Source organism: Corallococcus carmarthensis, from assembly GCF_003611695.1.
In the GTDB taxonomy this organism is placed as follows: Bacteria; Myxococcota; Myxococcia; order Myxococcales; family Myxococcaceae; genus Corallococcus; species Corallococcus carmarthensis.
The window spans coordinates 1-21,387 of record NZ_RAWE01000178.1; the positions used below are offsets into that span (position 1 = coordinate 1).

Sequence of the window (21,387 nt, forward strand, 5' to 3'; positions counted from 1 at the left end):
TGAGCGTCTCGTGGGCTCGGAGATGTGTATAAGAGCCAGGTGGCGGGGTTGGGGGCGAGGGGCGGCGCGGAGGCGGTGGGTGAGGCCACGACGAACGGCGTGGTGGCGGCCAGTCTGGGGTGTCTGTTGATTGACCTGACGGTGTCGCTTGCGTTCCAGTTCGTGCGCCTGTGAATGACACCGGTCCTGACACGCTGGTCTTCGAGGATGTGGCGATCGCCTTCGAGCAGGGCCGCCGGGTGCTGGACGGCCTGAGCGCGCAGCTCTCCACGCGGGAGCTGACGTTCATCGCGGGAGCAAGCGGCTCCGGAAAGAGCGTGCTGTGCCGGTTGGCGGTGGGTCTGCTGAGGCCTGAAGCAGGCAAGGTGACGTTGTTCGGAGAGCGGGTGGACACGCAGGCGGAGCGGACGCTGGTGTCTCTCCGTCGCCGGGCCCCCTACCTTGTGCAGGGCCCCGCGCTGCTGGACTGGAGGACGCTGCGGGAGAACGTGCGCCTCGCGGATCCGTCCGTGCCGGAGGAAGCGGTGGAGACGGCGCTGGAGAAGGTGGGCCTGAAGGAATGGGCGGACCGGCTGCCGCCGGAGCTGGGGCCTGGAGCGAAGAAGCGGGCGGCCATCGCGAGGGCGCTGGTGCTCAAGCCGCGCTACCTGCTGTTGGACGAGCCGACGACGGGATTGGACCGGAGGGCGGCGATGCAGGTGGAGGCGGTGTTGGGTTCGTTGAAGGAGCAGGGCCTGGGAGCGCTGGTGGTGTCCCACGACTACCGGCAGTTGAGAGGCATCGCGGACCGGGTGTTGGTGGTGGCAAAGGGGCGCAGTGCGTACCTGGGGAGCCCGGAGGGCTTCCTGGAGTCCCCTGCCCCGGAGCTGCGGACGCTGACGGCGCCGTTCATGGAGGGCGCGACGGATGGATGAGCAACGGCTGGAGTTGAAGGTCGGGGCGCTGGTGCTCGCGACGCTGGTCGGAGTGCTGGTGTTGCTCTGGTTGATGGGAGAGCTGACGCTGGGCCGGGGCGCCAGGCTAGAGGTGGACTTCGCGCACACGGGCAACGTGGTGCAGGGAGCCCCGGTGAAGCTGGGAGGCGTCCAGGTGGGCAAGGTGGACACCATCCACCTCCTCGCGGACCGCAGGGACGCGAAGGGAATCCCCCTCCCCGTCCGCATGGACCTGTCCGTGGAGCCCACAGCCAGGGGAGCACTGCGCAAGGACGCCAGGGTGACGGTGGGCACGGTGGGCCTGCTGGGAGAGCCCTATCTGGAGTTGAACCCAGGCAACGCGGATGCACCGCTGCCGGAGACCGAGGCGCTCCGAGGCGTGGATGCGCCGCGCCTGGACCTGCTGTCGGAACAGCTGTCCAAGTTCGTGACGTTGTTGTCGGACATGCTGGAGAAGGATCCGGAGGCGGTGACGGGCCTGGCCGCCAACGTGTCGCGACTGGCGAGGACGCTGGACGAGATGCTGACGGAGAACAAAGGCGACGTGAAGGTCCTGGCCTCGGAGCTGGCGGCGGCGTCGAAGGATCTGAGGCAGCTCGCGCAGCTGGCCAAGGAATCCATGCAGCCCGGAGGCAAGGGAGCCCGGCTCCTGGACGACGCCTCCGCCGTGGCGGCCGTGATGCGAAAGGACCTCCCCGGCCTGACGAAGTCCGCCGGAACGACCCTGGACGGCCTGGCGGCGGTGACGGGGCCGCTGACGCCCGAAGATGGCCAGCAGGTGAAGCTGGCCCTCCAGCGCTTCACGGCGGCAGCGGGACAGCTGGAGCAGATCGCCACCAAGGCGGACCGCATCCTGGGACAGCTGGACGCAGGAGAAGGTACGGGCGGCGCACTGCTCAAAGACCCGGTCCTCTACGACGAGCTGAAGACCCTGGTCACGGACCTGCGCAAGCATCCGTGGAAGATGCTTTGGAAAGATTGAGCTGACCCTAACCGGGATCCAGCGCCCAGGTCCCCTCCGACCAGCGCTTCAACGCCTCGGAGGCAGCGAAAGAAACGAGGTCCTGCCCTCGCGCTGCCTCTTGCAGGACAGCCTTGGCTTCTTCCGTTCGATGGCGGAGGAGAAAGGCAGCCGCCTTGACCCGGACGTCCATGCGCGGATGGGTGAACAAGATTGCGAGCGCATCCCGCCCCGCGTCTCCATGCGCACACAGCTTGTCGAACGTCTCATTCACCTTCTTGGCGTGCTTGTTTCCAGTCTTCGCATCCCCCTGCCGGACCGCATCGGTCTGGGCAGCGGCATGCTGAGCGAATACCTCCACGAGCTTTTCCATCTTCACTTCCAGACTCCCCAGATTCGTTTCTGGATCTTGTCGATGGCCTGCATACCGAAGTCGCGTTGGGTCTCGAAGGACTGCGTGCTCAAAGGCCAAACGTGCTGTTTGGGGACTGCGGAGCCGCTCCACGGGCCTCCTGGACGCATTCCCCTACGCCAGACAAGTCCGTACGATGAGGCCGTCGTTCCCAGAAGGAAGGCCGCATGGCGCAGCAGGGGGAGTCTGGACCGGCATCACGGCGAACCGCGGGCTGGCAGTTGGCGCTGGTGGCGCTGGCACTCGCCCTCTTCTCCATAAAGGTCGTCATCCCAGGCGTCTTCGTGGGCATCGGCGCCACGGGACTTCTGGGCTTTGCGGGCGCGGCGGTCATCCTGGAGCGCATCGGCGCCCTCACGTCCGGCATCTTCGAGGGCGCGGCCCAACTCTCCATTGTCTTCCTGGGAATGGCGCTGATCGCGTTCGTGGCCATCGCCGGATGGAATGGCTACCGGCGTCTGGCTGGCAGGGTGGGGCCTCCTCCCCTCCTGTTGCGCTGGCCCTGGGCCCTTATGGGGCTGCTGTTGTTCTTCGCGTGCAGACTGACCCTTGACCTTGCCCTGCCCGTACTCCCCGGTGCGTTCGTCATCGCCTTCTCGGTCTGGACCCTCATTGCCGTCAGCGTGCTCCTGGTCCGGATGAGCATTGGAATGGTCCGGCTCTCCTGGCGCATCGCACAGGCGTCGCCGTTCGGCGCCGGGATGTTGACCCTCGCGGCGCTCGCGGCCACGGGGTTGACGCTCGCGGTAGGTTCCCTCGCCGAGTCACTCCAGGACCATGCACGGACCATGGCCTCCGCGCGGCCATCCCGCTGCGATTCGTTGTCCTGGGAGTGCTCGCGACAGGCACTTCTTGCCGCCCAACCCTCGAGGCCCGCGCCCGCCTCGCTGGATCCGGATGATGGCTTCGGCGACATCCGCGCGGCCTCCTTCACCGCTTCCGCTGAATCCGCGGTCGAGCTCAACACCCGCGTCTGTCTGGAAAGGCCCTTCCGTCAACCGGACATGATGGCCAGGGCCCGGAGGATCGCCCAGAGCCTCGTCAGCAACAACGCGGACGCGGACGACCTGGTCCACGCCATCCTCCTGAACATCTGCCTCAGGAAGGTTCCCCCCGCTGAGTTCGAACGGTACTTCCTCCGCTCGGTCGAATACGGCGCCCGGCGCCGGTTCACCCAGCTGGGCCGGGCCTGCTCGCTGGAGGAGTCTCCCGAAGCCCAGTGCCTCCTCCGGGCAGACGAACAATACGTGGAGGCGGAGTCCCACGCCGCCCTCCGGGAGGTGCTCTGCACCCTGACGGAGCAGCATCAGCAAGTCCTCCACATGCGCTACTTCGAGGAGCTGGACGAAGCCGAGATCGGGCGCCAGCTGGGAATCGGTCACGCCGCCGCGCGCAAGCGGGTCCAGCGGGCCCGGGACGAATTACGGACCCGATTTCTTCAGCGATGTCAGTGACTTACGATTTTGGGTCACACTTAATTCGCTGAAGAGAGTGGAGCACCAGACTGCCCGACACACGGGCAGCTTCTGGAGGCTTCATGCACTCGCTGTCCGCCACGCCGTCCCCGGCCACCACCCAGGTGATGCCGCCCTCGGTCAACTTCCACCTGTGGGAGCCGTGCAACATGCGTTGCCGGTTCTGCTTCGCCACCTTCCAGGATGTCCGCCGGGACGTCCTCCCCAAGGGGCACCTTCCCGCGAAGGATGCGCTGCGGCTGGTGGAGCAGCTGTCGCTCCGCTTCCAGAAGATCACCTTCGCGGGAGGCGAGCCCCTGCTCTGCCCGTGGTTGCCAGAGCTGGCGGCAGCCGCCAAGGCAGGGGGCGCCACCACGATGTTGGTGACCAATGGCAGCCGCCTGGATTCCGACACCGTGGCACGACTGCGCGGGGTGATGGATTGGGTGACGCTCAGCATCGACAGCGTGTCGCCCCAGACGCACGCCGCGCTGGGGCGAGCCGTCCACGGCAAGGCCCTGCCTCCCGAGCACTACCTGTCCATCGCCGAGCAGATCCGCGGGGCGGGCATGCGCCTCAAGGTCAACACGGTCGTCACGAACCTGAACGCGGGCGAGGACCAGACGGTGTTCCTCCGGGAGCTGCGGCCCGAACGCTGGAAGCTGTTGCGCGTCCTCAGCGTCGAGGGACAGAACACCGGCAAGGTGGAAGCCCTGGACTGCCCCCGGGAGGACTTCGAAGCATTCGTCGCCCGCCATCGTTGCCTGGAGCGCGAAGGCATCATCTTGGTGCCCGAAGACAACGAAGACATGCGCGGCAGCTACGCGATGGTCGACCCGGCAGGCCGGTTCTTCGACAACGCGCAGGGAGGCCATCGCTACAGCGACCCCATCCTCCAGCGCGGGTTGGACGCCGCGTGGTCCCAGGTCCACTTCTCGCTGAAGCGCTTCATCGATCGCGGCGGCCTCTACCAGTTCGGAGGTGAGTCATGAATGCATCCTCCCGTCTGGTGTGCCTCGCGGGCGTTTCCGGAGCAGGCAAGGACACGCTGGGTGGATTCCTGGCGAAACAGTATGGCTTTGAGCGCGTCGCGCTCGCGGATCCGATCAAGGCGACGTTGATGGGTCTGCTTCAGCTTGACCCTGCGCAGCTCTGGGGGGAGCGGCGCAATGAGGTGGACCCACGATTCGGCCGCGCGCCCAGGGAACTCTACCAGCGGTTCGGTCAGGCTTGCCTGGAGCTGGATTCCGAGGTCTGGCTGCGCCCCTTCCGGATGCGGGTTGAAGCCATCCGCCGTGCGGGAGGAAGCGTCGTCTGCACGGACTTGCGCACCCAGGCGGAATGGCGGGCCGCTCGGGAGCTGGGGGCCACCATCTGGCTGATTGAACGGCCCGGAGCGGGCGCGCCAGGCGCGTTGTCGCGTCACGCCACGGAGATGGAGCTCCTGGGACTCGACCGGGGCTCATTCGACGCGGTCCTGAGGAACGACGGCACCCCCGAGTCCCTGTACCTCACCGTGAAACGCATGATCGAAGGGGCCACGACGCCCTGAGTGGACGCGTTGGAGGTCCGTGGCGCGTCCGATGACGGCAGGAGGCAGGCGCATCCTGCTTCCTGGGCGTCACAGGACCGCGCGATACATTTCCATCAGCTTGGGGTGCTTCTCGATCCTGGCCCCTTGTCCCCCAAAGGCCGTGCAGTCGCCGTAATACCTGCGTGCGGGCAGGTCGTAGCGAGCACGGAACCCGTTTTCGGTGAAGTCGGCGGGAGGGTCCAAGAGCTCCTTCTTGCCGGCGGTTTCCTTGGCCACCGCATCGGGAATGCCGCAATTCGCGAGTTTGACGGAGCCCGTCACCGCGTCTTCGTAGGCGTTACGTTCACTCTCCAGGCACGGAATGATCCGCCATCGCCAATGGAGATAATGGATGACTTCGTGGCACATGACGCACACCCAGTCAGACAAGCTGGCATTCTCGATCTTGCTCTTGAACAGATCGAAAGGGATCACGGAGATGATTGGCGACGGAATGCTGCCGCCATACTTGCTCTCCCCGGGCGGAGAGAAAATCATCTCTTCGCCTCCGACGATCACCAGCCCCGCGAACACGAAATCGAGCGGGTTCTGACAGAGGAAGTTGTTGGCGAACACCTCCGCCACGACGTGGGCCCACGGCATGTCTCCTGGCCGGAGGGTCCCGATCCCCCGCGAGGATTCGGTCATGGTGGAGATGTACATCGCCGGCATGTCGCTCGCCTTCGTGAAGGCAAGGGACTCCTGCAGATAGTCCTTCCATTTCACCGCATGCAGGTCCTGACGCTCGAAGCCGGGGCGTGCCTCCTCGACCCGGACCTGCGTCTTCTCCCAGCATGGCCGGCACAGGCCGCCGATCAACATCCCGAAGTTGGTACAACCAATGCGAGAGCAAGGCCCTTTCGGCGGCATGGTTTCCCCCATGAGCCCCTTCTGGGCTCACACAGCCGAGACTATCGCAGGTTACAGAGTCGTCTGGACCGGCACTTCATCCGCGGGCGCCGGAGCAGGCACGGGCGGCGGAGCAGGCACCGGAGCCGGAACCTCATCCTGGGCCACGGCCGAGTTCAGGATCCACGAGTACCCGCGCCCCATCGTGCTCAGCCGGTACGTCGCGCGCTTCCCGCAGCCCGCGACTCCCGCCGTGACGCGATCCAGCTTGGACGTCTGGAGTTCAAACCGTGAACAGCCCAGGTCGAACTCCGCGCGGGCCCTGACGTCCGGGATCCAGGAGCACTGCCCCATCTTGCAGCGCAGCTCGTAGACGCCTTCGACGTTGCAGCCGATCATCTGGTACTGGTTCTCACCCAGGTACTGCGGCGTCAGCTCCTCGTCGCACTTGAGATCCTTGGCGGCGATCTTCTCCAGGTTCGCATAGCGCTTCGAGTTGATGGACGGCCCCATCTGGGAGAAGTCCACCTTGGCGTTGCTCCGGCGGCCCCCGCAGCCCGCCACCACGAACGCCACGCCAGCGCAAACGACCGACAGTCGAATGAGGTTCATGGGCGCCCATCTACCATGGGCTCACTGTCTTTCCATCTCCTCCGTGGGCGTCCAGGACGCGAATGTCCCGAGCCCACGCGTAATGACATGCAGACGTCGGCCGCGTCAGGGCGGGGACGCTTCCGGGTTCTCGGACAGGAGGTCTGACAGGAGCATCTGCTCCTCGCTGGGTGAGAGGTCGAAGTGACGGGCTGCCTCCGTGATGATCTGAAACAGGGGCGTGTCCGGCTCCTCGGTCCTCCGCACCGCGATCCTGCGGGCTGCGCTGCGCAGCGCCTCTCCCCTGGGTCGAAGACTTTCACGCATGACGAAACCTCCCTGTGAGAGCGGCCGCGCCATGCGGCCCCTCTCTCCACGGTTCGGCTGCGCTCGCTCCGGGGCAAGGGTGGCACCGGAAGTGGGATCAGGCGCTTCCCGCCAGCCTCCGCCCACGGGAAGCGGGCGGCTCGCAGGGCGGCGCGTTCCTTCCTCCGGGTTCGCGAGCGCTTCAGCTTTGGCGTTGGACCCCACTCCAAGGAACGAGGCACCCGACATGGCCGCGCACGACATCCCTGGCCCCGGACAGCAGCCAGGCAGCCCCACGCAGCGCAGGACGGCTGTCCCGCTCGACGAGCGCCGCCGCATGCGCCACGAATCCCGCACCTCGCAGACCTACAAGGCCTTCCTCAGCTACCTGCGCGACGTGGGCCAGCTCCCGAGCGAGCAGGCCGCGGAGGACGCCGCCGTCTCCGTGCTGTGCGTGCTGGAGCAACGCCTGGTCGGCGAAGAGGACAACGACCTGGAGGCACAACTGCCCATGAAGCTGCGCGAGCTCATGGTGCGGTGCGACCGCCACGAAGCCGGCCCGCCGCCCCAGAAGTTCGGCCGGGCGGAGATGCTGACGATGGTGGCCGAAGACCTGGACATGGAGCCCGATGACACCGAACCCATCATCCGCGCGGTCTTCAGCGCCATCCAGGCGCAGATCTCCACGGGAGAGAGCGACGACATCGGCGGGGAACTGCCACCGGACCTCCGCGACCTGTGGGTTCACCCTGCCTGACGCCAGATTGACGGCGGCTCATGAATGGCTGTGAGCTGACGGCAACATGGACTCCATCTCGGAGATCGAAGTCTTCATCAAGGCCGTCGACCTCGGCGGCTTCACGCGGGCGGCGGAGAACCTGGGGCTGACGCCTTCGGGCGTGAGCCGGATCGTCTCGCGGCTCGAAGGCCGGCTGGGCGTCCGGCTCCTGAACCGGACCACCCGCAGCCTCAGCCTCACGGACGAAGGGACCGTGTACCACGAGCACTGCACGCGCATGATCGCGGAGCTCGAGGCGGTCAACGCCACCCTGGCGCGGACGAGCGTCACGCCGCGAGGCCGCCTGCACGTCGATGTCCCCATCCCGCTCGCGGACTTCGTCGTCGGGCCGGCGCTGCCCCGGTTCCTCGAACGCTACCCGGATGTGTCCATCGACCTCACGGTCCGCGACCGGATCATCGACCCCACCGCCGAGGGCGTCGACGTGGTCCTCCGCCTCGCACCGGCGCGTGACTCGGAGCTGGTGTCGCGGCGGCTCGCCCGCGCGCGCTCCATCCTGGTCGCCTCCCCTGCCTACCTCGCCGCGCACGGAAGGCCGCGGACGCTGGCCTCGCTGCGGGAGCACGAGTGCATCGCTTACCTGTCGAACACCGGCCCCCTGCCCTGGCGGCTGAAGGGAACCGGGGGCGAGGTCACCTTCGCCGCCCGGGGCAGGCTCCTGGCCGGATCTGGCAACGTGCTCACCCATGCCGCCCTGGGCGGGCTCGGCATCATCCAGACCTTCGAGTACCACGTCGCCGAGGAGCCGGCCCGTGGCGAGCTCGAGGTCATCCTCGAAGACCTCGAGCCCGAGCCACGAACCGTCTTCGCCCTGTTCGAACGGCACAAGTCCGCCGTTCCCAAGGTGCGCGTCTTCCTGGACTTCATGGTGGAGCTCTTCGCGTCCAGGGCGCCGCTGGCCACGAAACGCAAGCGCCGCTGACGCGGACGGGACTTCAGCGCACCAGCCGGAACCCGATGTCCGGCCCCAGCTTCTGCACGTAGCCGAGCAGGATGTTGAGGTAGCCCAGGGACTCCAGCCACCGGGCATTGCGCAGCGGCCCCGCGTCGACGGAGTCGAAGCCCAGGTCCCGCCCCAGGCCCAGGACGCGCTCCTTGCCGGCGGCGTCATCGGAGGCGACGAGCAGGCTGAGCTTCTCGCCCTTCACCTTTCCCTGGTCCATGTGCTGCGCGAAGACCGTGTTGAAGGCCTTCACCACGCGCGCCTGCCCGGCCTTCTTCTGCAACTCCTCCGCGCCGCTCGTGGTGAATCCGAGCGCGAGCTGCATGTCCGCGGTCAGCGCGTTCGTCACGTCCACCACGACCTTGCCGTTCACCGCGTCGCCCAGCGCGCGGAGCGTGTCGTCCAGCGCGCCGAAGGGCACCGCCAGGAACACCACCTCCGCCCACGCGGCCGTCTGACGCACGGCCGCCGGGTCCTTGCCCACCGCCCGCACCTCGTGCCCGGCGCGAGCCAGTCCTCGCTGCAGCGCGTCGCCCACGTTCCCCTTGCCGATGATGCCGATCTTCGTCGCCATGGTCTTGCCGTCCTCGTGAAGGCCGGAGCGGAAGGCCCCGGAACGATTGGCAATATGCGGAACGCGTCGCTGGCGAAAAACACCCGGGTCGTCACGGCACCTGTGACGGGGCGGCACAAATACGGTGTCTCCCGAGGATGGGGCCCCACCGGTTCAGGAAAGGACCCAGCGGGCGTGTCAGGAGCCACTGCCCATGGCATCCTTGCATCGTCCTCCCTGCCCTGATGCCACCCCCCCTCGTCTTCCTCAGCCACAGCTCGAATAGAACGCCCGGGGCCCTGGAAGACACGGGCAAGCTCCGGGACGCGCTTGCTGGGGCATCGCACGACGTCCAACTCGACTTCCGGACCATCCAGGGCGGGGATGACTGGTACGCGAAGATTCTTGAGTGGCTCGTACGATGCCGCGCGGCTGTGCTCCTGCTTTCACCTGATGCCCTCCAGTCTGACTGGGTCTACACGGAAGCCACCTTCCTGAAGGTGCGGAAGCAGCTTGATCCCCAGCTCATCCTCATTCCCGTCCTCATTCGAGGCGTGACGAAGCAGAGTCTGTCCTCCGCGGAGAAGTTCATTCCGCTTCAGTTGCACACATTGCAGTGCATCGAGGCCACGGACGCGGCATCCAGCGCCCCCCAGGTTCTTGCTGCGCTCGGCCCTGCCGTCCATCTGGTGGTGCCCGAACAGGTTCAAGCAGCAGACAAGATTGCCGCACTTCTCGTGCGAATGGGCGGCATGGACCTTTCCAATACATTCGTTGCGCTGACCCTGGCCGAGCCCCCATGGCATCCTGGTACGGATAGAAACACGCTCATGGCGCAATTGCTTGCGCGCCACATGCTGAAGCTTGGCATCTCCAGTGCGACGCGGATAATGGATGTACTGGGCCGCGGCATCGATGCGTCAGCCAAGGCAGATATCTGTAGAATCCTTGCCGCGTTCTGGGTCCACGAGAAGGCTGCCAATCATATTTCAGAGGCCAAACAGCGAACTCCCACAGCCTGGGCAGTTGCGATCAATGGCAACTTCTTGCCGGACTTCACGGCGGAAGCGTATGCCCGGCGTGCCTTCTGGCCGAGCGAGCAATGGCGCTTCATCCCGATCGAGGGAGGTGCCGGCACCGACTTCGTGCGTCACGTCACGGAGTCCATCCTGAAGTGGGTCGAGCGTAGAAACCCTGGTAGCCAGCGCAAGCCCGAACAATGGCTGGCACGGACCGATATCTCCCTGCTGGTCGTGATCCCGGAGCGCCAGTGGGTGGATCACCAGGCATTGAATGCGCTGCGGCTCAAGTTTCCGCGGATTACTTTCATCCTTGAAACAGGCGAGGAGCTGCCCGACCTGCATGGCGAAGGCTTCAGCGAGGTGACCCTTGCCCGCCCTGCGCTCGACCTTCTGGAAGAAGACAAGGCCCAACAGGCATTCTCGGACGCGTTCGCCATGATTCGCGGCGACTGAGCAGAACCGGAACTCCCCATGAACTCGAAGCTGAACTTCGACCCCAAGCTCTTCAATCCCCTGCGGCCGCCCTCGCCGAAGAAGGGCCGTTCCCAAACCGCCGCGCCCCCAGCGACCGGAGCGGGTGTGTATGTCTACTCGAGCGATATCATCCTGGCGGTGAATACCGCGCTCGCCACCGAGCGGCCCCTGTTGGTGATGGGGCCTCCCGGTACGGGCAAGTCCTCCCTCGCGAAGAACGTCGCCCAGCATCTGGGCTGGCGCTTCTATCAAAAGGTCGTCACCTCACGGACCCAGGCGCAGGATCTGCTCTGGACCTTCGACGCGCTCCGCCGCCTGAGGGACGCCCAGACAGCGGCATTGAAACAAGGCAAGGATGCCGCGTACGTGCAACCCGGGGTGCTGTGGTGGGCCTTCGACCCGGACTCGGCGAAGCACCGCGGGGGCAAGCCTTCGCCCCGAGGCCCTTTCGCGCTGGACCCCTCCGGGTCGGCCGGAGGGCCGAATGCCGTGGTGCTCCTGGACGAAATCGACAAAGCGGATCCGGATGTTCCCAATGACCTCCTGGGACCGCTTGGGGACGGGACCTTCGAGGTCACGGACATCGGGCAGGTCATCACCCGGCAGGCCCAACGCCAGGTGCTGCTTGTCATCACCAGCAATGATGAGCGGGAGCTGTCCCCTGCATTCGTGCGGCGCTGCATCCTGCTCACATTGAAGGCTCATGACAGGGACCGGCTGGTGGAGATCGCCTGCAAGCATTCCGATGAACAAGGTAAGCAGGATGTGGACCTCTACAGGGAAATCGCCAATCGGGTGGTCGAGGACCGGGAGGCCGCAGAGGCCGCGGGCGAACGTCCTCCGAGCACCGCGGAGTTCCTGGACACGGTCAAGGCCTGTCGGCAGCTCGGTCTTCGACCGTCTTCTCCAACCTGGGACGAACTTTCAGCCCTCGCGCTTTCCAAGTTCCGGACCTCCTCCCCTCCGCCGCCGCCTAGGGACTTCTGATGGAGCGCGGAGACGTCTATCTTTCGGACCTCCTGATGGCGGTCGTGCGTCTCTCGATTCAGGGGGATGAGGCCCGTCGCGAGTTGGTACCGATGCTGCACCTCGACTCGCCACGGAAGTCGCGTCCGCAGACGTCTCACAAGCCAGGGCGGAAGCGCCCTCCCCCCTTCCCGGGCCCTGGTCCCCAACGCGCACCTCCTCAAGACAACGCCAGCACCGTACTCAAGGAGCCCTCGCGGACTGACGTCCCGCTCAAGGGAATCCTCATGCGGCTGCATGGGAGGACCCTCCTTCCGCCGCCAGTCTGGCTTCAGGAGGTATTGCCCCTCGAGGCTGATACGGAACACACGCCGCTGGAGGTTCCGCCCCTGATCGAGCCTCGCAGGCGTCGGGCTTTGCTATCGACGGCGCTGGCCACCGACGCGCCCGAGGGGCGGCCGCTGATGGAACCCCTGGTTCGAGCGATTGCCCGGGCCCAGGTGCTTACGACGCTGCCTCGCCGGAGCAGGCCCACTCTGCGACGTGGTGTCCAGCTCCTGGTGGACGTGGGGGAAGGGATGATTCCCTTCGACAGTGACGTGCGCTCCATGGTTGAGGGGGTTCGCCGCTGTGCTGGGGAGTCCAAGACCACCGTCCTTTCGTTCACTGGGAGTCCTCAGTGGGGCGTGACGTCCGCGGATGGCGAGAGGCGTCCCTGGTCTCCTCCTCTCAGGGGAACGCCGCTCCTGCTGCTGACGGACCTGGGACTAGGAGGGCCTCCCACGGCTCACCGCGCCTATGAGGCGGAATGGCTCCGGTTCGCGGCGGCGGCCCGGCACGCGGGCTGCCCACTCATCGCGTGGGTGCCCTACCCGCCCCAGCGCTGGCCCCGTGCGCTCCAGCGGAAGCTCGTCCTGCTCCACTGGGATGGCGCCACCCGTGCGAGCGCCATCCGTCATCGGCGCACGGCCCAGCGCCCGGAGCGGATCCCATGAGCATGGATGCCGAGCGCGCGAAGGAAACCCTGGAGCGATTCCGCGCGCGGAATCCAGAAGCGGTACGGCTGGCGACGCACGTGTCCCTGGCCACACGCATCGAGGCTGGATTGCTGCGAGCAACCCGGTTGCGGCTGTCGCCGCCCCTGGATGCGAGCCACGAGGCGGATTTGTGGTTCAGCCCCCTGGTGGAGTCGTGGAGCGCGCGGGCATTCGTGCTGCACCCGGCCGTCGCGCGCCAGCTCCAGGCCGAGCTGTGGAAAGATGAAGAACAAGCCCTCGGGGCCTGGCGCCTTGTCGAGCGGCTCCACGCGAATGGCCCCTCGATTGTCGCGCTTGAGGAACGGGTGACCTGGCTGGCCCTCAGTCAGGGGCCTCGGGCTCTTGCCCAGATTGAAGAGGAGCTCCAGCGCACGCTTCGCACGATGGTCCAGGACGAGGATCAGGCCTCAGGCGTGGCTCGCTGGGCTCTGAGCGCCCTGACGCGCTTCCCGGACTGGGTTCGCGAAACCGCCACGGCGAGGCTGCTGACCTTCGGGGCCGCAGCCCGGCTGGGTCCGCGTGCGCTGGTGGGAGTCCCCCGAGCCAATTCCCTGCCCGAGGACGCTCGGTGGTTGTTTCCAGAGAGATACTGGCTGGCCCAGCAGGTGATTCGCCTGGAGCGGACCGCGGCGGGCATCACCTTCCTCCAACCCACCGCCGAAAGCCTCACGCGGGGACATCGGCTTGAAGTCCCCGCCACGCAGCCCCTGTTGCTGGAAGTCTCGTGGGGACACGGGGAGCGTGAGGCGCATCAGGTGGTCATTCCTGAACCCGGCCGTTTCATTCCGGTTCCTGCTGACGAAACTTCCGTCTGGCTTCGGACCGTGACCGGAGACGAATTCGAGCTGACTTCCGCATCTGACAGACCCTCCAATCAGATTCCCCGCGACCTTGATCCAGAGGTCTGGCGCTCTTGTGCGTGGATACACACGCTGGAGCAGGGCTCGGTGTCCTACTTCATCACGCCCCGCATCCTGGCCTCCGCAGCGACCCCCTTCGCAGCCGTTCCGCTCGGGACTGCGTTTCGCGCAACCTACGAAGGGCAGTCGCGGGAGGTAACCCTGTTGGAGTTAAGCCTTCGGGACGGAGTCGCCTTGTTCGAACTGCTCGACGAAGCGCGCGGGGTGAAGCCGTTGAACACCCGGTTCCCCATTTCACATGACCCCTCTGAAGATGAGCTGCGTTTCGAGGGTTCTGGGATCGCGCACTGGATTGCTTACGGCCTGAGCCAGGAGGCTTCAGAATGGGCAGAGGGCTTCATCGACTTCAGTCAGGGGCCCAGACGGCAGCCTTCACCGTCGACCCCGGGCGGCGCCCCTCTCCGGATTCCAGCCTTCCAGTCCCGGCGAGAACCGATGACTGGAGCCCCTGTTGTCGTGGATGGAATGTGGTTCGGTCACGTCGTGGGCATGCAAGGCTTCGAGGCGGAGGTCTGTCCGGCCTACACCGTCATGAAGGCGCTGGCGCGAACGCGGTTGGCGGACGAACCGGACCTGGCCGAAATCGCGGCGGAGGAATGGCATCGGAATCAGATGTGGGACCTCATCCTTGGCGAGCGTACGTTCGTCGAGGGAGAGATCAGCGAGGGTGTCGAGAGATTGCTGGGAAGGCATCGCCAGATCACGAGCGACCTCCTTCCGTCCGCTGATGAGACCGGAACGATGACCGGATATGGCGATGCCGTCATCACTCTGCATAAAGAGAGTCTTGACATTGAGGGCGGTGGTTCGGCCCTGTTCACCGCGACGGTCGATTTCGACGAGACCTACATCACGTTGTATGTCGACAAGTCGACCTACGCCGTCTGGGACGATGACGACTCCCGGTTCTCCATCACGGATGCAGACTGGAATGATCACACCATGGAGGTTGAGTGCATTGCCTCGATCAGGGTCATTGCGACTGTGCAGGTCGACACCGAGTCCTCCGACGTCGACATCCTCAACATTGCGTCCGCGGCAGTCATCAGCATTGAAGATGACGAGATCGAACTGCTGCGGATTCACGAATCGGTTCGAAGCGAACCTTCCGATGACGACATGCCGGATCCCCATCCGGAAACATTTTGGTCTTTATCGACTCAGAGCCTCGCCCACGTTCTGACCGCAACCATTCGGACCACATCCCAACCCGACGTCTTCTTGGTCCGGATCCAGGCAGTCCCACTCTCGAACATTCCTTTCCTCGAGCGCCCCCTCGATTTCCGCATGAGCGCTGGGGAGCGCGGCATCCTCACCCTCGAAGTCCCTCCAGCGGACGGGGTCGTGGATTTCGAGGTCGAGTCCTCGGGGGCTTTCGTCGTGGAGGTCAGAATCGACAGAGAGCTGCTACAGCTTGACCTGACGACAGCCCGTGACGCCCCTGAAGGCTTCCGAAAGCGGCTCGCGCTGCCCGTTCTGACCGAGACCTCGTCCCGGCAGTGGACGTCCCTGAGCCGGAAACCTGGGCCTCCCAAGGCTTCTGCCGGACCTCGGCGCAAGAAGGTCACGAAACCTTCCTCCTGACCCAGGCCTGGACCGGAGCGACCTCGGCCCCTGGTGACGCGAGTCACCAGCGCTGATGTTCGGCCTCACCAGTTTCGAGCCAACCGAAGACCTCACGAACAACGCGCTTCAGAGGGAGAACCGCCTTTGACGGCCTTCCCGGAGGGCTGGCACGCGCCGTGCTCTAGGGATTGGGCACACGGACCGGACGCACTCCGGTCCTCCTCCCGAATCCCTGAATCCTCCCCCTCCTTCGCCGCCCCCCGAGGTCTCCCATGCGCGTCTCCAACCGCCCCGCGTCCACGCCCGCCTCGAACGCCTCCGCCGCTTCCGCCCCGGCCGCCGCCACCGACAAGAAGCCCGGCGTCATCGACAAGAACCAGCCGGAGACCAAGTGGAGCCAGCAGTATGGCCAGGACATCTTCATGGACCCGCGCAAGGGCGATAAGGCCCAGGCCAGCGCGGACAAGAAGGACGGGCGCCAGGTCACCCAGGGCAACACCGGTCCCGGCCAGGTGGCGGGCAACGAGAGCGGCAAGTACGTGTCGTGGCAGCAGGACCTGGCCGAGTTCAAGACCGGCACGGGCTTCAGCAAGGAAGGCACCGGCGCGCAGTTCGAGGCGAGCGCCGCCGAGGTCCAGGGCGATGCGTCCTACCGCGTGATGCCGTGGGAGATTGGCGGCCGCGCGGGCGCCGAGGCCAACATCGCCAGCCTTCGCGGTGACGCGGGCTTCGGCAAGGACCTGAAGGACATCGGGCTCGACAAGGTGGAGGGCAAGGTCTACGGCGGCGTGCACGGCGAGGCGCTGGTGGGCGCCAACGCGGACGCGAAGGCCAAGATCGACCTGAACCCGAAGAACGGCGACATGGGCGCCGAGGTCGGCGCGGGCGCGCTGGTGGGCGCCGAGGCCAGCGCCACGGCGCGCGGCGAATTCGGCCCCGTGCAGGGCTCCGTGACGGGCAGCGCCATCGCCGGCGTGGGCGCCGCGGTGGACGCGAAGGTGGCCTTCGAGGACGGCAAGCTCACCATCGGCGGCAAGGCCAAGGCGGCGCTCGGCGTGGGCCTGGGCGTGGGCACCAGCTACACCATCGACTTCAACAAGCTGAAGGGCACGGTCGACAACCTCACCAACGGCAAGGCCAGCGAGGCCGTCAAGAACGTCACGGACAAGGTCGGCGACACGGCCAAGAACGTCACGGACAAGGTCGCCGACACCGCCAAGAACGCCACCGACAAGGTCGCCGACACCGCCAAGAACGTCACGGACAAGGTCGCCGACGGCGCGAAGGACCTGGGCAAGGGCATCAAGGACCTGTTCAAGTTCTGATGCGCCTTCAGGCTGCGGAGACCACCGTGCCCTGCGCCAGGGCACACAGCGTCTCCACGCCCTCCTTCACGGCGAAGACTTCACACTGACACACGGCCTGCCGCTTGCCGGCGGCCTTCGCCTGGGCCCGCGCGATGAGCAGCGAGCCCACGGCCGGCTTCAGGTAGTTGATCTTGTACTCGGAGGTCAGCGCGTTGCCCCCCAGCGCCAGGCCCCCAGCGAACGTGATGGCGTTGTCCGCGAGGTAGCTGAGCACGCCCCCGTGCACGAAGCCGTGCTGCTGCTTCAGGTGGTCCACGATGGGCAGCTGAAGCTCCGCGTGCCCGGGCCCGGAGCTGGCGAGCCGCGCGCCGATGAACTGGCTGAAGGGCTGCGACGCGAACACCTGACGCGCGAACTCCTGAAGGTCATCCATTGCTGCCTCCCGCGATTGATAGACCCATCCATCAATTCAATGGTGGAATTCATAGATGGGTCCATGAATCGGGGTCAAGGCGCCCCCGGGTTGCCGCCCTCCCACCTTTCGGCTACGCCTGCGACCGTGCCCCGCCGCGAACCGGAAGAAGAGTTCTTCGATCGCTTCAGCGCCCTGTCCCAGCGATTGAGGCTGGTGGCCGCGCGCGAGTACGCGACGTTCGACATCGGGAGCGCCCAGGCCAGGTTCCTGCGTCACATCGGCCGGAACGGCCGCAGCTCGCAGGCGGAGCTCGCCCGTGCCACGGGCACCGACCCGACGCTCACCGGGCGTGCGCTCGAATCCCTCATCGAGCGCGGATGGATCCGCAGGGAGCGCAGCAAAGAGGACCGCCGCCAGTACGTCCTCGAGCTGACGGAGGACGGGCAGCGCGCCCGCCGGCGCGTGGAGGACGCGCGCAAGCGCATCATCCGGCGCCTGTTCGCGGAGCTCGACGAGCGCGACCTGGCCGACTTCGACCGGCTCACGAGGAAGCTCCTGGCCGCGCTCGAAGGCGTCCCCGACGACAGCATCAAGCCTTGAGGACTACCGCACGCCTTGCGGCGTCAGGCTCCCGGATCGAGCGCCCAGGTACCGTCCTCCCAACGCTTCAAGGCCTGCTGGGCGCAGAACGGAATCATCCCTTCGCCCTTCGCAGCCTCCTCCAGGACCGCCTTGGACTCCGCGGTGCGATAGCGAAGCAGGTGCGCGGCGGCCATGACGCGAACATCCATGCGCTCATGTTGGAGCAGGACGAGGAGTGCCTCGCGACCTGCATCGCCCTGGGCAAACAGCTTGTCGACCGCTGCACCGTACTTCCTGGCGTGCTTGTTCGCGCTTCTGGCGTCGCTTCGCCAGGTGGCCTCGGTCTGGGCGGCCACGTTCAGCGCGAATTGTTCGACCAGCGCCTCCAGCTTCATCGCCAGATTCCCTTGCGGAAGTTCTCGATGGCCTGCAACCCGAATTCGCGCTGAGCCTCGTACGACTGCGTGCTCAACCACTGTCGCACGGTCAAGGGCGAGCCCGTGAGTTCGCGCCGAATCGTCGAGTAGAACGAGCTGATACGAGTGTGAAGCGCCTTTTCCAGCGGAAGGACGTTCTCGGTGTTGTGGAGAGCCTGCGGCCCGAACCGCTTCACGTTCCCTGGCGTCTGCTCGACGATGTGATGCCACTCCTGGCCCGCGCCTGCCGGGCCCATGGCCTTCTTGAATCCGCTGAATGAAGCCCAGGCCCTGGAGCCACCAGCCCTCCCTCCACGGGCCGCCATGGCGACCGCCCCCGGCGCCAGCGCGATGGTGACGGACTCCGCGCTCACAGCGACCGTTTCCACACCTCCAATCGCCGCGAGCCTGACTCCCAGCTGGGACCCGGCCTGCACCGTTGCCTCGGCAGCCCCTGGGAGGCTGGGAAGCCTGGCCGCCAGCACTGGCGCTGTACTGCCAATGGCAGCAGTGGCCAGCAAGGCGAAAGCACGTGCCGCGTTGCGGCCCATGACCTTGCCATACCGTTCCCCTTCCGTTCGCAGTTCGTCGAACGTGGTGGCACGGTCCGCGGCGTCCACCAGTCGCTTGAACCCAACGATGAGGTTCCAGAAGGTGTCGACGCCCACGTATGCGATGAGCGTGGCGGTCATCACGGCGGCGACCCCCTTGGAAAGGGGCTCGGGCACCGCCAGCAAGACCATGTACGCTCGACGTCCGCCTGCGGACCTTCCCCCTCCAGGTGTTCACCTGCCCCCAGCGCGGTGATGTCACGAGTGTGGGGATCGAACAGGTACGAGCCACTCCGCGGTTCGACCTCGAACAGCTGGCGTGCGGCTTCCTGGGGACGCGGAGACGGACGTGCGATTCGGGCCAGCGCTTCGACGCCTTCCTCGAAGTCATCCGCGCTGAGCGTCACCGGATGCGCGGCGGAGCGCGGAGTGAACACGCTGAGAGCGTGAGTCCCTGTATCCAGGCGGACCGTTCGCGTAGCGCTGCTGCACCCGGAAATGAGCGTGAGCAGCAGCGGAAACAGCCAGTGTGGCCGCATGCGAAGTCCTCCTGGAGCGAACGCTGCCAGGAGGACAGCACATCAAGAAATAGCAGACAAATCAGACTACCCCTCCGCCGGAGCCGGCGCGTTCACCGGTTCAGGCGGCTCCACCGGCGGCTTGACGATGAGCTGCTCCAGCGTGGGCCGCTTCGGCTTTTCGAACGGGGCCAGCTTCACCGGCCTCCCCGTGCGCGCGGACTCCTGCAACGCGACGATGACGCGCACGTCCGCCAGGCCTTCGATGCCGTTGGGCTCCGGCTCCCGGTCCTCCAGGACGCACTTCGAGAAGTAGACGAGCTCCGGCGCGAACTGGTCGCTGTTCTTGAACGTCCGCGTCTCCGTCTCCCCTCCCACCGTGAGCGCGTGCTCGATGTCCGTGCCGTAACCGAAGCCGTGCCGCACCTGGAGGTCCCCTTCCGTGCCCACCAGACGGTAGCTCGACACCGCGGAGGCCTCGTGGCTGATGGCGAACTGCGCCACCCTCCCGTGCGGGAACCGCATCAGCGCGAACGCGGACGCGTCCACCCCGTGGAAGCGCCCGTCCCTGCCTCCGCCCGTGAACGCGAACACCTCACGCGGCTCGTCGCGGAACAGGTAGCGCGCGGCGTTGATGGGGTACGGCCCTTCGTCCAGCAGCGCCCCTCCGCCCACTTCCACGCGCGTGCGGATGTCCCCTTCGCGCACCTGCTGCGTCAGCGTCCCCGTGAACACCAGCGGATCCCCCAGCCGCCCGGCACGCACCAGCTCGATGGCGTGGAGGTTCGCCTCCTCGAAGTGCAGCCGGTACGCGACCATCAGCTTCACGTCGTTCTCGTTCGTGACGCGGATCATCGCCTCGCAGTCCTCCACCGACGTCGCCATCGGCTTCTCGCAGAGGACGTGCACCCCCACGCGCGCCGCACGCTCCGTGAAGGCCCGGTGCATCGTGTTGGGCAACACGAGGTAGACCGCGTCCGCCTTCGACTCGCGCAGCACCTGTTCGAAGCGCTCGTAGCCGCCCACGTGCTCCACGCCGTACTTCTCCTGGAGCACGTCCCGCTTCGCCTTGTCGGAGGAGATGATGGCCACCAGTTGGGAGTTCTCCTCCGCGTGCTGGAACGCCGGGAGGATGGCCACCTGCGCGAGGTTGCCCGCCCCCACCACCGCGTACCGCACCCGCCTGGAAGTCCCCTGCGCCATGATGCACCTCTCCCGTGGTGAGGCTTTAGGCTGGTGACGCGCCGGGCCAGCCCGCAAGCCGCGCACGTCCCGCCGGTGCAGGGGCCGCATGAAGGGCAGGCAGCCAGACACCCAGTCTTTCGCGGCGCCTCCATCCGGCCTATGCCGTCCCCAGAGGACCCCCATGCCCTTCATGAAGATGCTCGCCCGCCTCGGGATTGGCAGTGCGCGCGTGGACACCCGCCTGGAGCACGACACCGTGCGCGCCGGCGGCGACCTGCGCGGACTCGTCCACGTCCAGGGCGGCCACACGCCCCAGCGCATCGACCGCATCGACCTGCACCTGATGGCGCAGTACCTCCAGCGCGACAACGACCGCCGCAGCGCGCTCAACGCCGTCGTGCGCACCTGGCGCATCTCCAACCCCTTCACCCTCCAGCCCCGCGAGGAGCGGGAGATCCCCTTCTCCCTGCGCGTCCCCGCCCACACGCCCATCACCGAACGCGGCACGCCCGTGTGGATCAAGACGGCGCTCGACATCGACAACGCCCTCAACCCCGAGGACAGCGACCGGATCCACGTCCTGCCCCACCCGTCCCTCCAGACCGTCCTGGAGGCCGTGCAGCAGCTGGGCTTCCAGTGGCGGAACGCGTACTGCGAGGCCGGCTCCCCGCTGGGGCGCGACGAGCCCTTCGTGCAGGAGCTGGAGTTCCACGCCGGCCCGGAATGGAAAGGCCCGCCGCGCACGCTCGCCCTCCTGCCGTTCCCCCAGGACGACGCGCTGGAGCTGGTCCTGGACCTGGACCGCGGCCCCCGGGGCCTCACCTCCCTCCTGGAGGGCACCCCCCTGGACGGCGGCCGGCGCCACCGGCGGGTCCTATCCTCCTCGGACCTGTCCTCGGGGACAGGGGCCGTCGCGGCGCTGCTGACATCCTACCTGCGCGGCGAGGCCTGAAAGCCCGGAAGGCCCGGGCCTTCGTACAGGCCTGGACGCACCCGACGTCCCAAGTCCTCCGTCCGGGCGCGGAAGTGGTACAAGCCGCCGTGTGAAAGCT

21 protein-coding genes and 1 pseudogene are annotated in these 21,387 nt (G+C 66.6%); 14 read left to right on the forward strand and 8 right to left on the reverse strand.

Annotation, left to right across the window (positions count from 1 at the left end; genetic code table 11):
- Positions 1-24: 24 nt before the first annotated feature.
- From D7X32_RS32825 to D7X32_RS32835, 3 genes are read left to right on the forward strand one after another with little or no spacing between them, the layout of a single operon-like run.
- Positions 25-174 (forward strand): ABC transporter permease, encoded by a 150-nt coding sequence (locus D7X32_RS32825; protein ID WP_244239312.1) that lies wholly within the window; start codon positions 25-27, stop codon positions 172-174.
- Positions 171-914, forward strand: coding sequence for an ATP-binding cassette domain-containing protein (locus D7X32_RS32830; RefSeq protein WP_120606518.1), 744 nt, complete (start codon positions 171-173; stop codon positions 912-914). The genes D7X32_RS32825 and D7X32_RS32830 overlap by 4 nt, the downstream gene beginning before the upstream one ends.
- The gene (locus D7X32_RS32835) at positions 907-1,917 is read left to right on the forward strand and encodes an MlaD family protein (RefSeq protein WP_120606519.1); all 1,011 of its coding nucleotides are present in this window, start codon (positions 907-909) and stop codon (positions 1,915-1,917) included. The genes D7X32_RS32830 and D7X32_RS32835 overlap by 8 nt, the downstream gene beginning before the upstream one ends.
- A 7-nt stretch (positions 1,918-1,924) precedes the next feature.
- On the opposite strand, the gene D7X32_RS32840 is transcribed toward D7X32_RS32835, so the two are convergent.
- Complete coding sequence (locus D7X32_RS32840) at positions 1,925-2,275, reverse strand: DUF2019 domain-containing protein (protein ID WP_171449472.1); 351 nt, start codon at positions 2,273-2,275, stop codon at positions 1,925-1,927.
- Positions 2,276-2,475: 200 nt separating this feature from the next.
- On the opposite strand from D7X32_RS32840, the gene D7X32_RS32845 reads away from it, so the two are divergent.
- The 3 genes from D7X32_RS32845 (at position 2,476) to D7X32_RS32855 (ending at position 5,314) form a co-directional block, all read left to right on the forward strand.
- A complete protein-coding gene (locus D7X32_RS32845; RefSeq protein WP_120606521.1) occupies positions 2,476-3,762 on the forward strand; it encodes an RNA polymerase sigma factor in 1,287 nt (428 codons plus the stop codon).
- 83 nt (positions 3,763-3,845) lie between these two features.
- Positions 3,846-4,754, forward strand: a complete 909-nt coding sequence (locus D7X32_RS32850) for a viperin family antiviral radical SAM protein (protein WP_208752613.1) — start codon at positions 3,846-3,848, stop codon at positions 4,752-4,754.
- Positions 4,751-5,314, forward strand: coding sequence for a deoxynucleotide monophosphate kinase family protein (locus tag D7X32_RS32855; protein WP_147450359.1), 564 nt, complete (start codon positions 4,751-4,753; stop codon positions 5,312-5,314). Before D7X32_RS32850 ends, D7X32_RS32855 begins: the two co-directional genes overlap by 4 nt.
- A 69-nt stretch (positions 5,315-5,383) precedes the next feature.
- On the opposite strand, the gene D7X32_RS32860 is transcribed toward D7X32_RS32855, so the two are convergent.
- Positions 5,384-6,217, reverse strand: a complete 834-nt coding sequence (locus D7X32_RS32860) for a hypothetical protein (RefSeq protein ID WP_147450360.1) — start codon at positions 6,215-6,217, stop codon at positions 5,384-5,386.
- A gap of 39 nt (positions 6,218-6,256) precedes the next feature.
- Positions 6,257-6,796 carry a hypothetical protein gene (locus D7X32_RS32865; RefSeq protein WP_147450361.1) on the reverse strand — a complete coding sequence of 180 codons (540 nt, stop codon included), beginning with the start codon at positions 6,794-6,796 and terminating at the stop codon, positions 6,257-6,259.
- 532 nt (positions 6,797-7,328) lie between these two features.
- Between D7X32_RS32865 and D7X32_RS32875 the strand changes: the two genes are divergently transcribed.
- Both D7X32_RS32875 and D7X32_RS32880 read left to right on the forward strand, forming a co-directional pair.
- Entirely contained in the window at positions 7,329-7,838 is a 510-nt protein-coding gene (locus D7X32_RS32875) for a DUF2267 domain-containing protein (RefSeq protein ID WP_120606526.1), read from the forward strand.
- Positions 7,839-7,884: 46 nt separating this feature from the next.
- On the forward strand, positions 7,885-8,802 hold the full coding sequence (locus D7X32_RS32880; protein ID WP_120606527.1) for a LysR family transcriptional regulator: 918 nt from the start codon (positions 7,885-7,887) through the stop codon (positions 8,800-8,802).
- Between the two features lie 13 nt (positions 8,803-8,815).
- On the opposite strand, the gene D7X32_RS32885 is transcribed toward D7X32_RS32880, so the two are convergent.
- Positions 8,816-9,397 carry an NADPH-dependent F420 reductase gene (locus tag D7X32_RS32885; RefSeq protein WP_120606528.1) on the reverse strand — a complete coding sequence of 194 codons (582 nt, stop codon included), beginning with the start codon at positions 9,395-9,397 and terminating at the stop codon, positions 8,816-8,818.
- Between the two features lie 224 nt (positions 9,398-9,621).
- Here D7X32_RS32885 and D7X32_RS32890 point away from each other — a divergent pair, with 224 nt between their 5' ends.
- From D7X32_RS32890 to D7X32_RS32910, 4 genes are all read left to right on the forward strand, one after another.
- On the forward strand, positions 9,622-10,851 hold the full coding sequence (locus D7X32_RS32890) for a toll/interleukin-1 receptor domain-containing protein (protein WP_158625805.1): 1,230 nt from the start codon (positions 9,622-9,624) through the stop codon (positions 10,849-10,851).
- Positions 10,852-10,869: 18 nt separating this feature from the next.
- Entirely contained in the window at positions 10,870-11,859 is a 990-nt protein-coding gene (locus D7X32_RS32895; protein ID WP_120606530.1) for an AAA family ATPase, read from the forward strand.
- 970 nt (positions 11,860-12,829) lie between these two features.
- Complete coding sequence (locus D7X32_RS32905; RefSeq protein WP_147450362.1) at positions 12,830-15,379, forward strand: hypothetical protein; 2,550 nt, start codon at positions 12,830-12,832, stop codon at positions 15,377-15,379.
- 254 nt (positions 15,380-15,633) lie between these two features.
- The gene (locus tag D7X32_RS32910) at positions 15,634-16,686 is read left to right on the forward strand and encodes a hypothetical protein (protein WP_244239313.1); all 1,053 of its coding nucleotides are present in this window, start codon (positions 15,634-15,636) and stop codon (positions 16,684-16,686) included.
- A gap of 7 nt (positions 16,687-16,693) precedes the next feature.
- Here the strand turns inward: D7X32_RS32910 and D7X32_RS32915 are convergent, their stop codons facing one another.
- Entirely contained in the window at positions 16,694-17,101 is a 408-nt protein-coding gene (locus D7X32_RS32915; RefSeq protein ID WP_120606533.1) for a PaaI family thioesterase, read from the reverse strand.
- Between the two features lie 126 nt (positions 17,102-17,227).
- On the opposite strand from D7X32_RS32915, the gene D7X32_RS32920 reads away from it, so the two are divergent.
- Positions 17,228-17,683: a MarR family winged helix-turn-helix transcriptional regulator gene (locus D7X32_RS32920; protein ID WP_158625806.1), complete on the forward strand. Its 456-nt coding sequence runs from the start codon at positions 17,228-17,230 to the stop codon at positions 17,681-17,683.
- Positions 17,684-17,706: 23 nt separating this feature from the next.
- On the opposite strand, the gene D7X32_RS32925 is transcribed toward D7X32_RS32920, so the two are convergent.
- From D7X32_RS32925 to D7X32_RS32935, 3 genes and pseudogenes are all read right to left on the reverse strand, one after another.
- On the reverse strand, positions 17,707-18,060 hold the full coding sequence (locus tag D7X32_RS32925; RefSeq protein ID WP_120606535.1) for a DUF2019 domain-containing protein: 354 nt from the start codon (positions 18,058-18,060) through the stop codon (positions 17,707-17,709).
- Positions 18,057-19,171: pseudogene (locus D7X32_RS32930) on the reverse strand (AHH domain-containing protein). Before D7X32_RS32930 ends, D7X32_RS32925 begins: the two are co-directional and overlap by 4 nt.
- Before the next feature lie 66 nt (positions 19,172-19,237).
- Entirely contained in the window at positions 19,238-20,353 is a 1,116-nt protein-coding gene (locus D7X32_RS32935) for a Gfo/Idh/MocA family protein (protein ID WP_120606536.1), read from the reverse strand.
- Positions 20,354-20,516: 163 nt separating this feature from the next.
- Here D7X32_RS32935 and D7X32_RS32940 point away from each other — a divergent pair, with 163 nt between their 5' ends.
- The gene (locus D7X32_RS32940; RefSeq protein ID WP_158625807.1) at positions 20,517-21,287 is read left to right on the forward strand and encodes a sporulation protein; all 771 of its coding nucleotides are present in this window, start codon (positions 20,517-20,519) and stop codon (positions 21,285-21,287) included.
- Positions 21,288-21,387 lie beyond the last annotated feature (100 nt).

Coding starts and splice junctions, on each gene's coding strand:
- D7X32_RS32835 (WP_120606519.1), top strand. CDS start 907: ATGGATGAGCAACGGCTGGAGTTGAAGGTCGGGGCGCTGGTGCTCGCG.
- D7X32_RS32845 (WP_120606521.1), top strand. CDS start 2,476: ATGGCGCAGCAGGGGGAGTCTGGACCGGCATCACGGCGAACCGCGGGC.
- D7X32_RS32850 (WP_208752613.1), top strand. CDS start 3,846: ATGCACTCGCTGTCCGCCACGCCGTCCCCGGCCACCACCCAGGTGATG.
- D7X32_RS32855 (WP_147450359.1), top strand. CDS start 4,751: ATGAATGCATCCTCCCGTCTGGTGTGCCTCGCGGGCGTTTCCGGAGCA.
- D7X32_RS32860 (WP_147450360.1), bottom strand. CDS start 6,217: ATGGGGGAAACCATGCCGCCGAAAGGGCCTTGCTCTCGCATTGGTTGT.
- D7X32_RS32865 (WP_147450361.1), bottom strand. CDS start 6,796: ATGAACCTCATTCGACTGTCGGTCGTTTGCGCTGGCGTGGCGTTCGTG.
- D7X32_RS32875 (WP_120606526.1), top strand. CDS start 7,329: ATGGCCGCGCACGACATCCCTGGCCCCGGACAGCAGCCAGGCAGCCCC.
- D7X32_RS32880 (WP_120606527.1), top strand. CDS start 7,885: ATGGACTCCATCTCGGAGATCGAAGTCTTCATCAAGGCCGTCGACCTC.
- D7X32_RS32885 (WP_120606528.1), bottom strand. CDS start 9,397: ATGGCGACGAAGATCGGCATCATCGGCAAGGGGAACGTGGGCGACGCG.
- D7X32_RS32890 (WP_158625805.1), top strand. CDS start 9,622: ATGCCACCCCCCCTCGTCTTCCTCAGCCACAGCTCGAATAGAACGCCC.
- D7X32_RS32895 (WP_120606530.1), top strand. CDS start 10,870: ATGAACTCGAAGCTGAACTTCGACCCCAAGCTCTTCAATCCCCTGCGG.
- D7X32_RS32905 (WP_147450362.1), top strand. CDS start 12,830: ATGAGCATGGATGCCGAGCGCGCGAAGGAAACCCTGGAGCGATTCCGC.
- D7X32_RS32910 (WP_244239313.1), top strand. CDS start 15,634: ATGCGCGTCTCCAACCGCCCCGCGTCCACGCCCGCCTCGAACGCCTCC.
- D7X32_RS32915 (WP_120606533.1), bottom strand. CDS start 17,101: ATGGATGACCTTCAGGAGTTCGCGCGTCAGGTGTTCGCGTCGCAGCCC.
- D7X32_RS32925 (WP_120606535.1), bottom strand. CDS start 18,060: ATGAAGCTGGAGGCGCTGGTCGAACAATTCGCGCTGAACGTGGCCGCC.
- D7X32_RS32935 (WP_120606536.1), bottom strand. CDS start 20,353: ATGGCGCAGGGGACTTCCAGGCGGGTGCGGTACGCGGTGGTGGGGGCG.
- D7X32_RS32940 (WP_158625807.1), top strand. CDS start 20,517: ATGCCCTTCATGAAGATGCTCGCCCGCCTCGGGATTGGCAGTGCGCGC.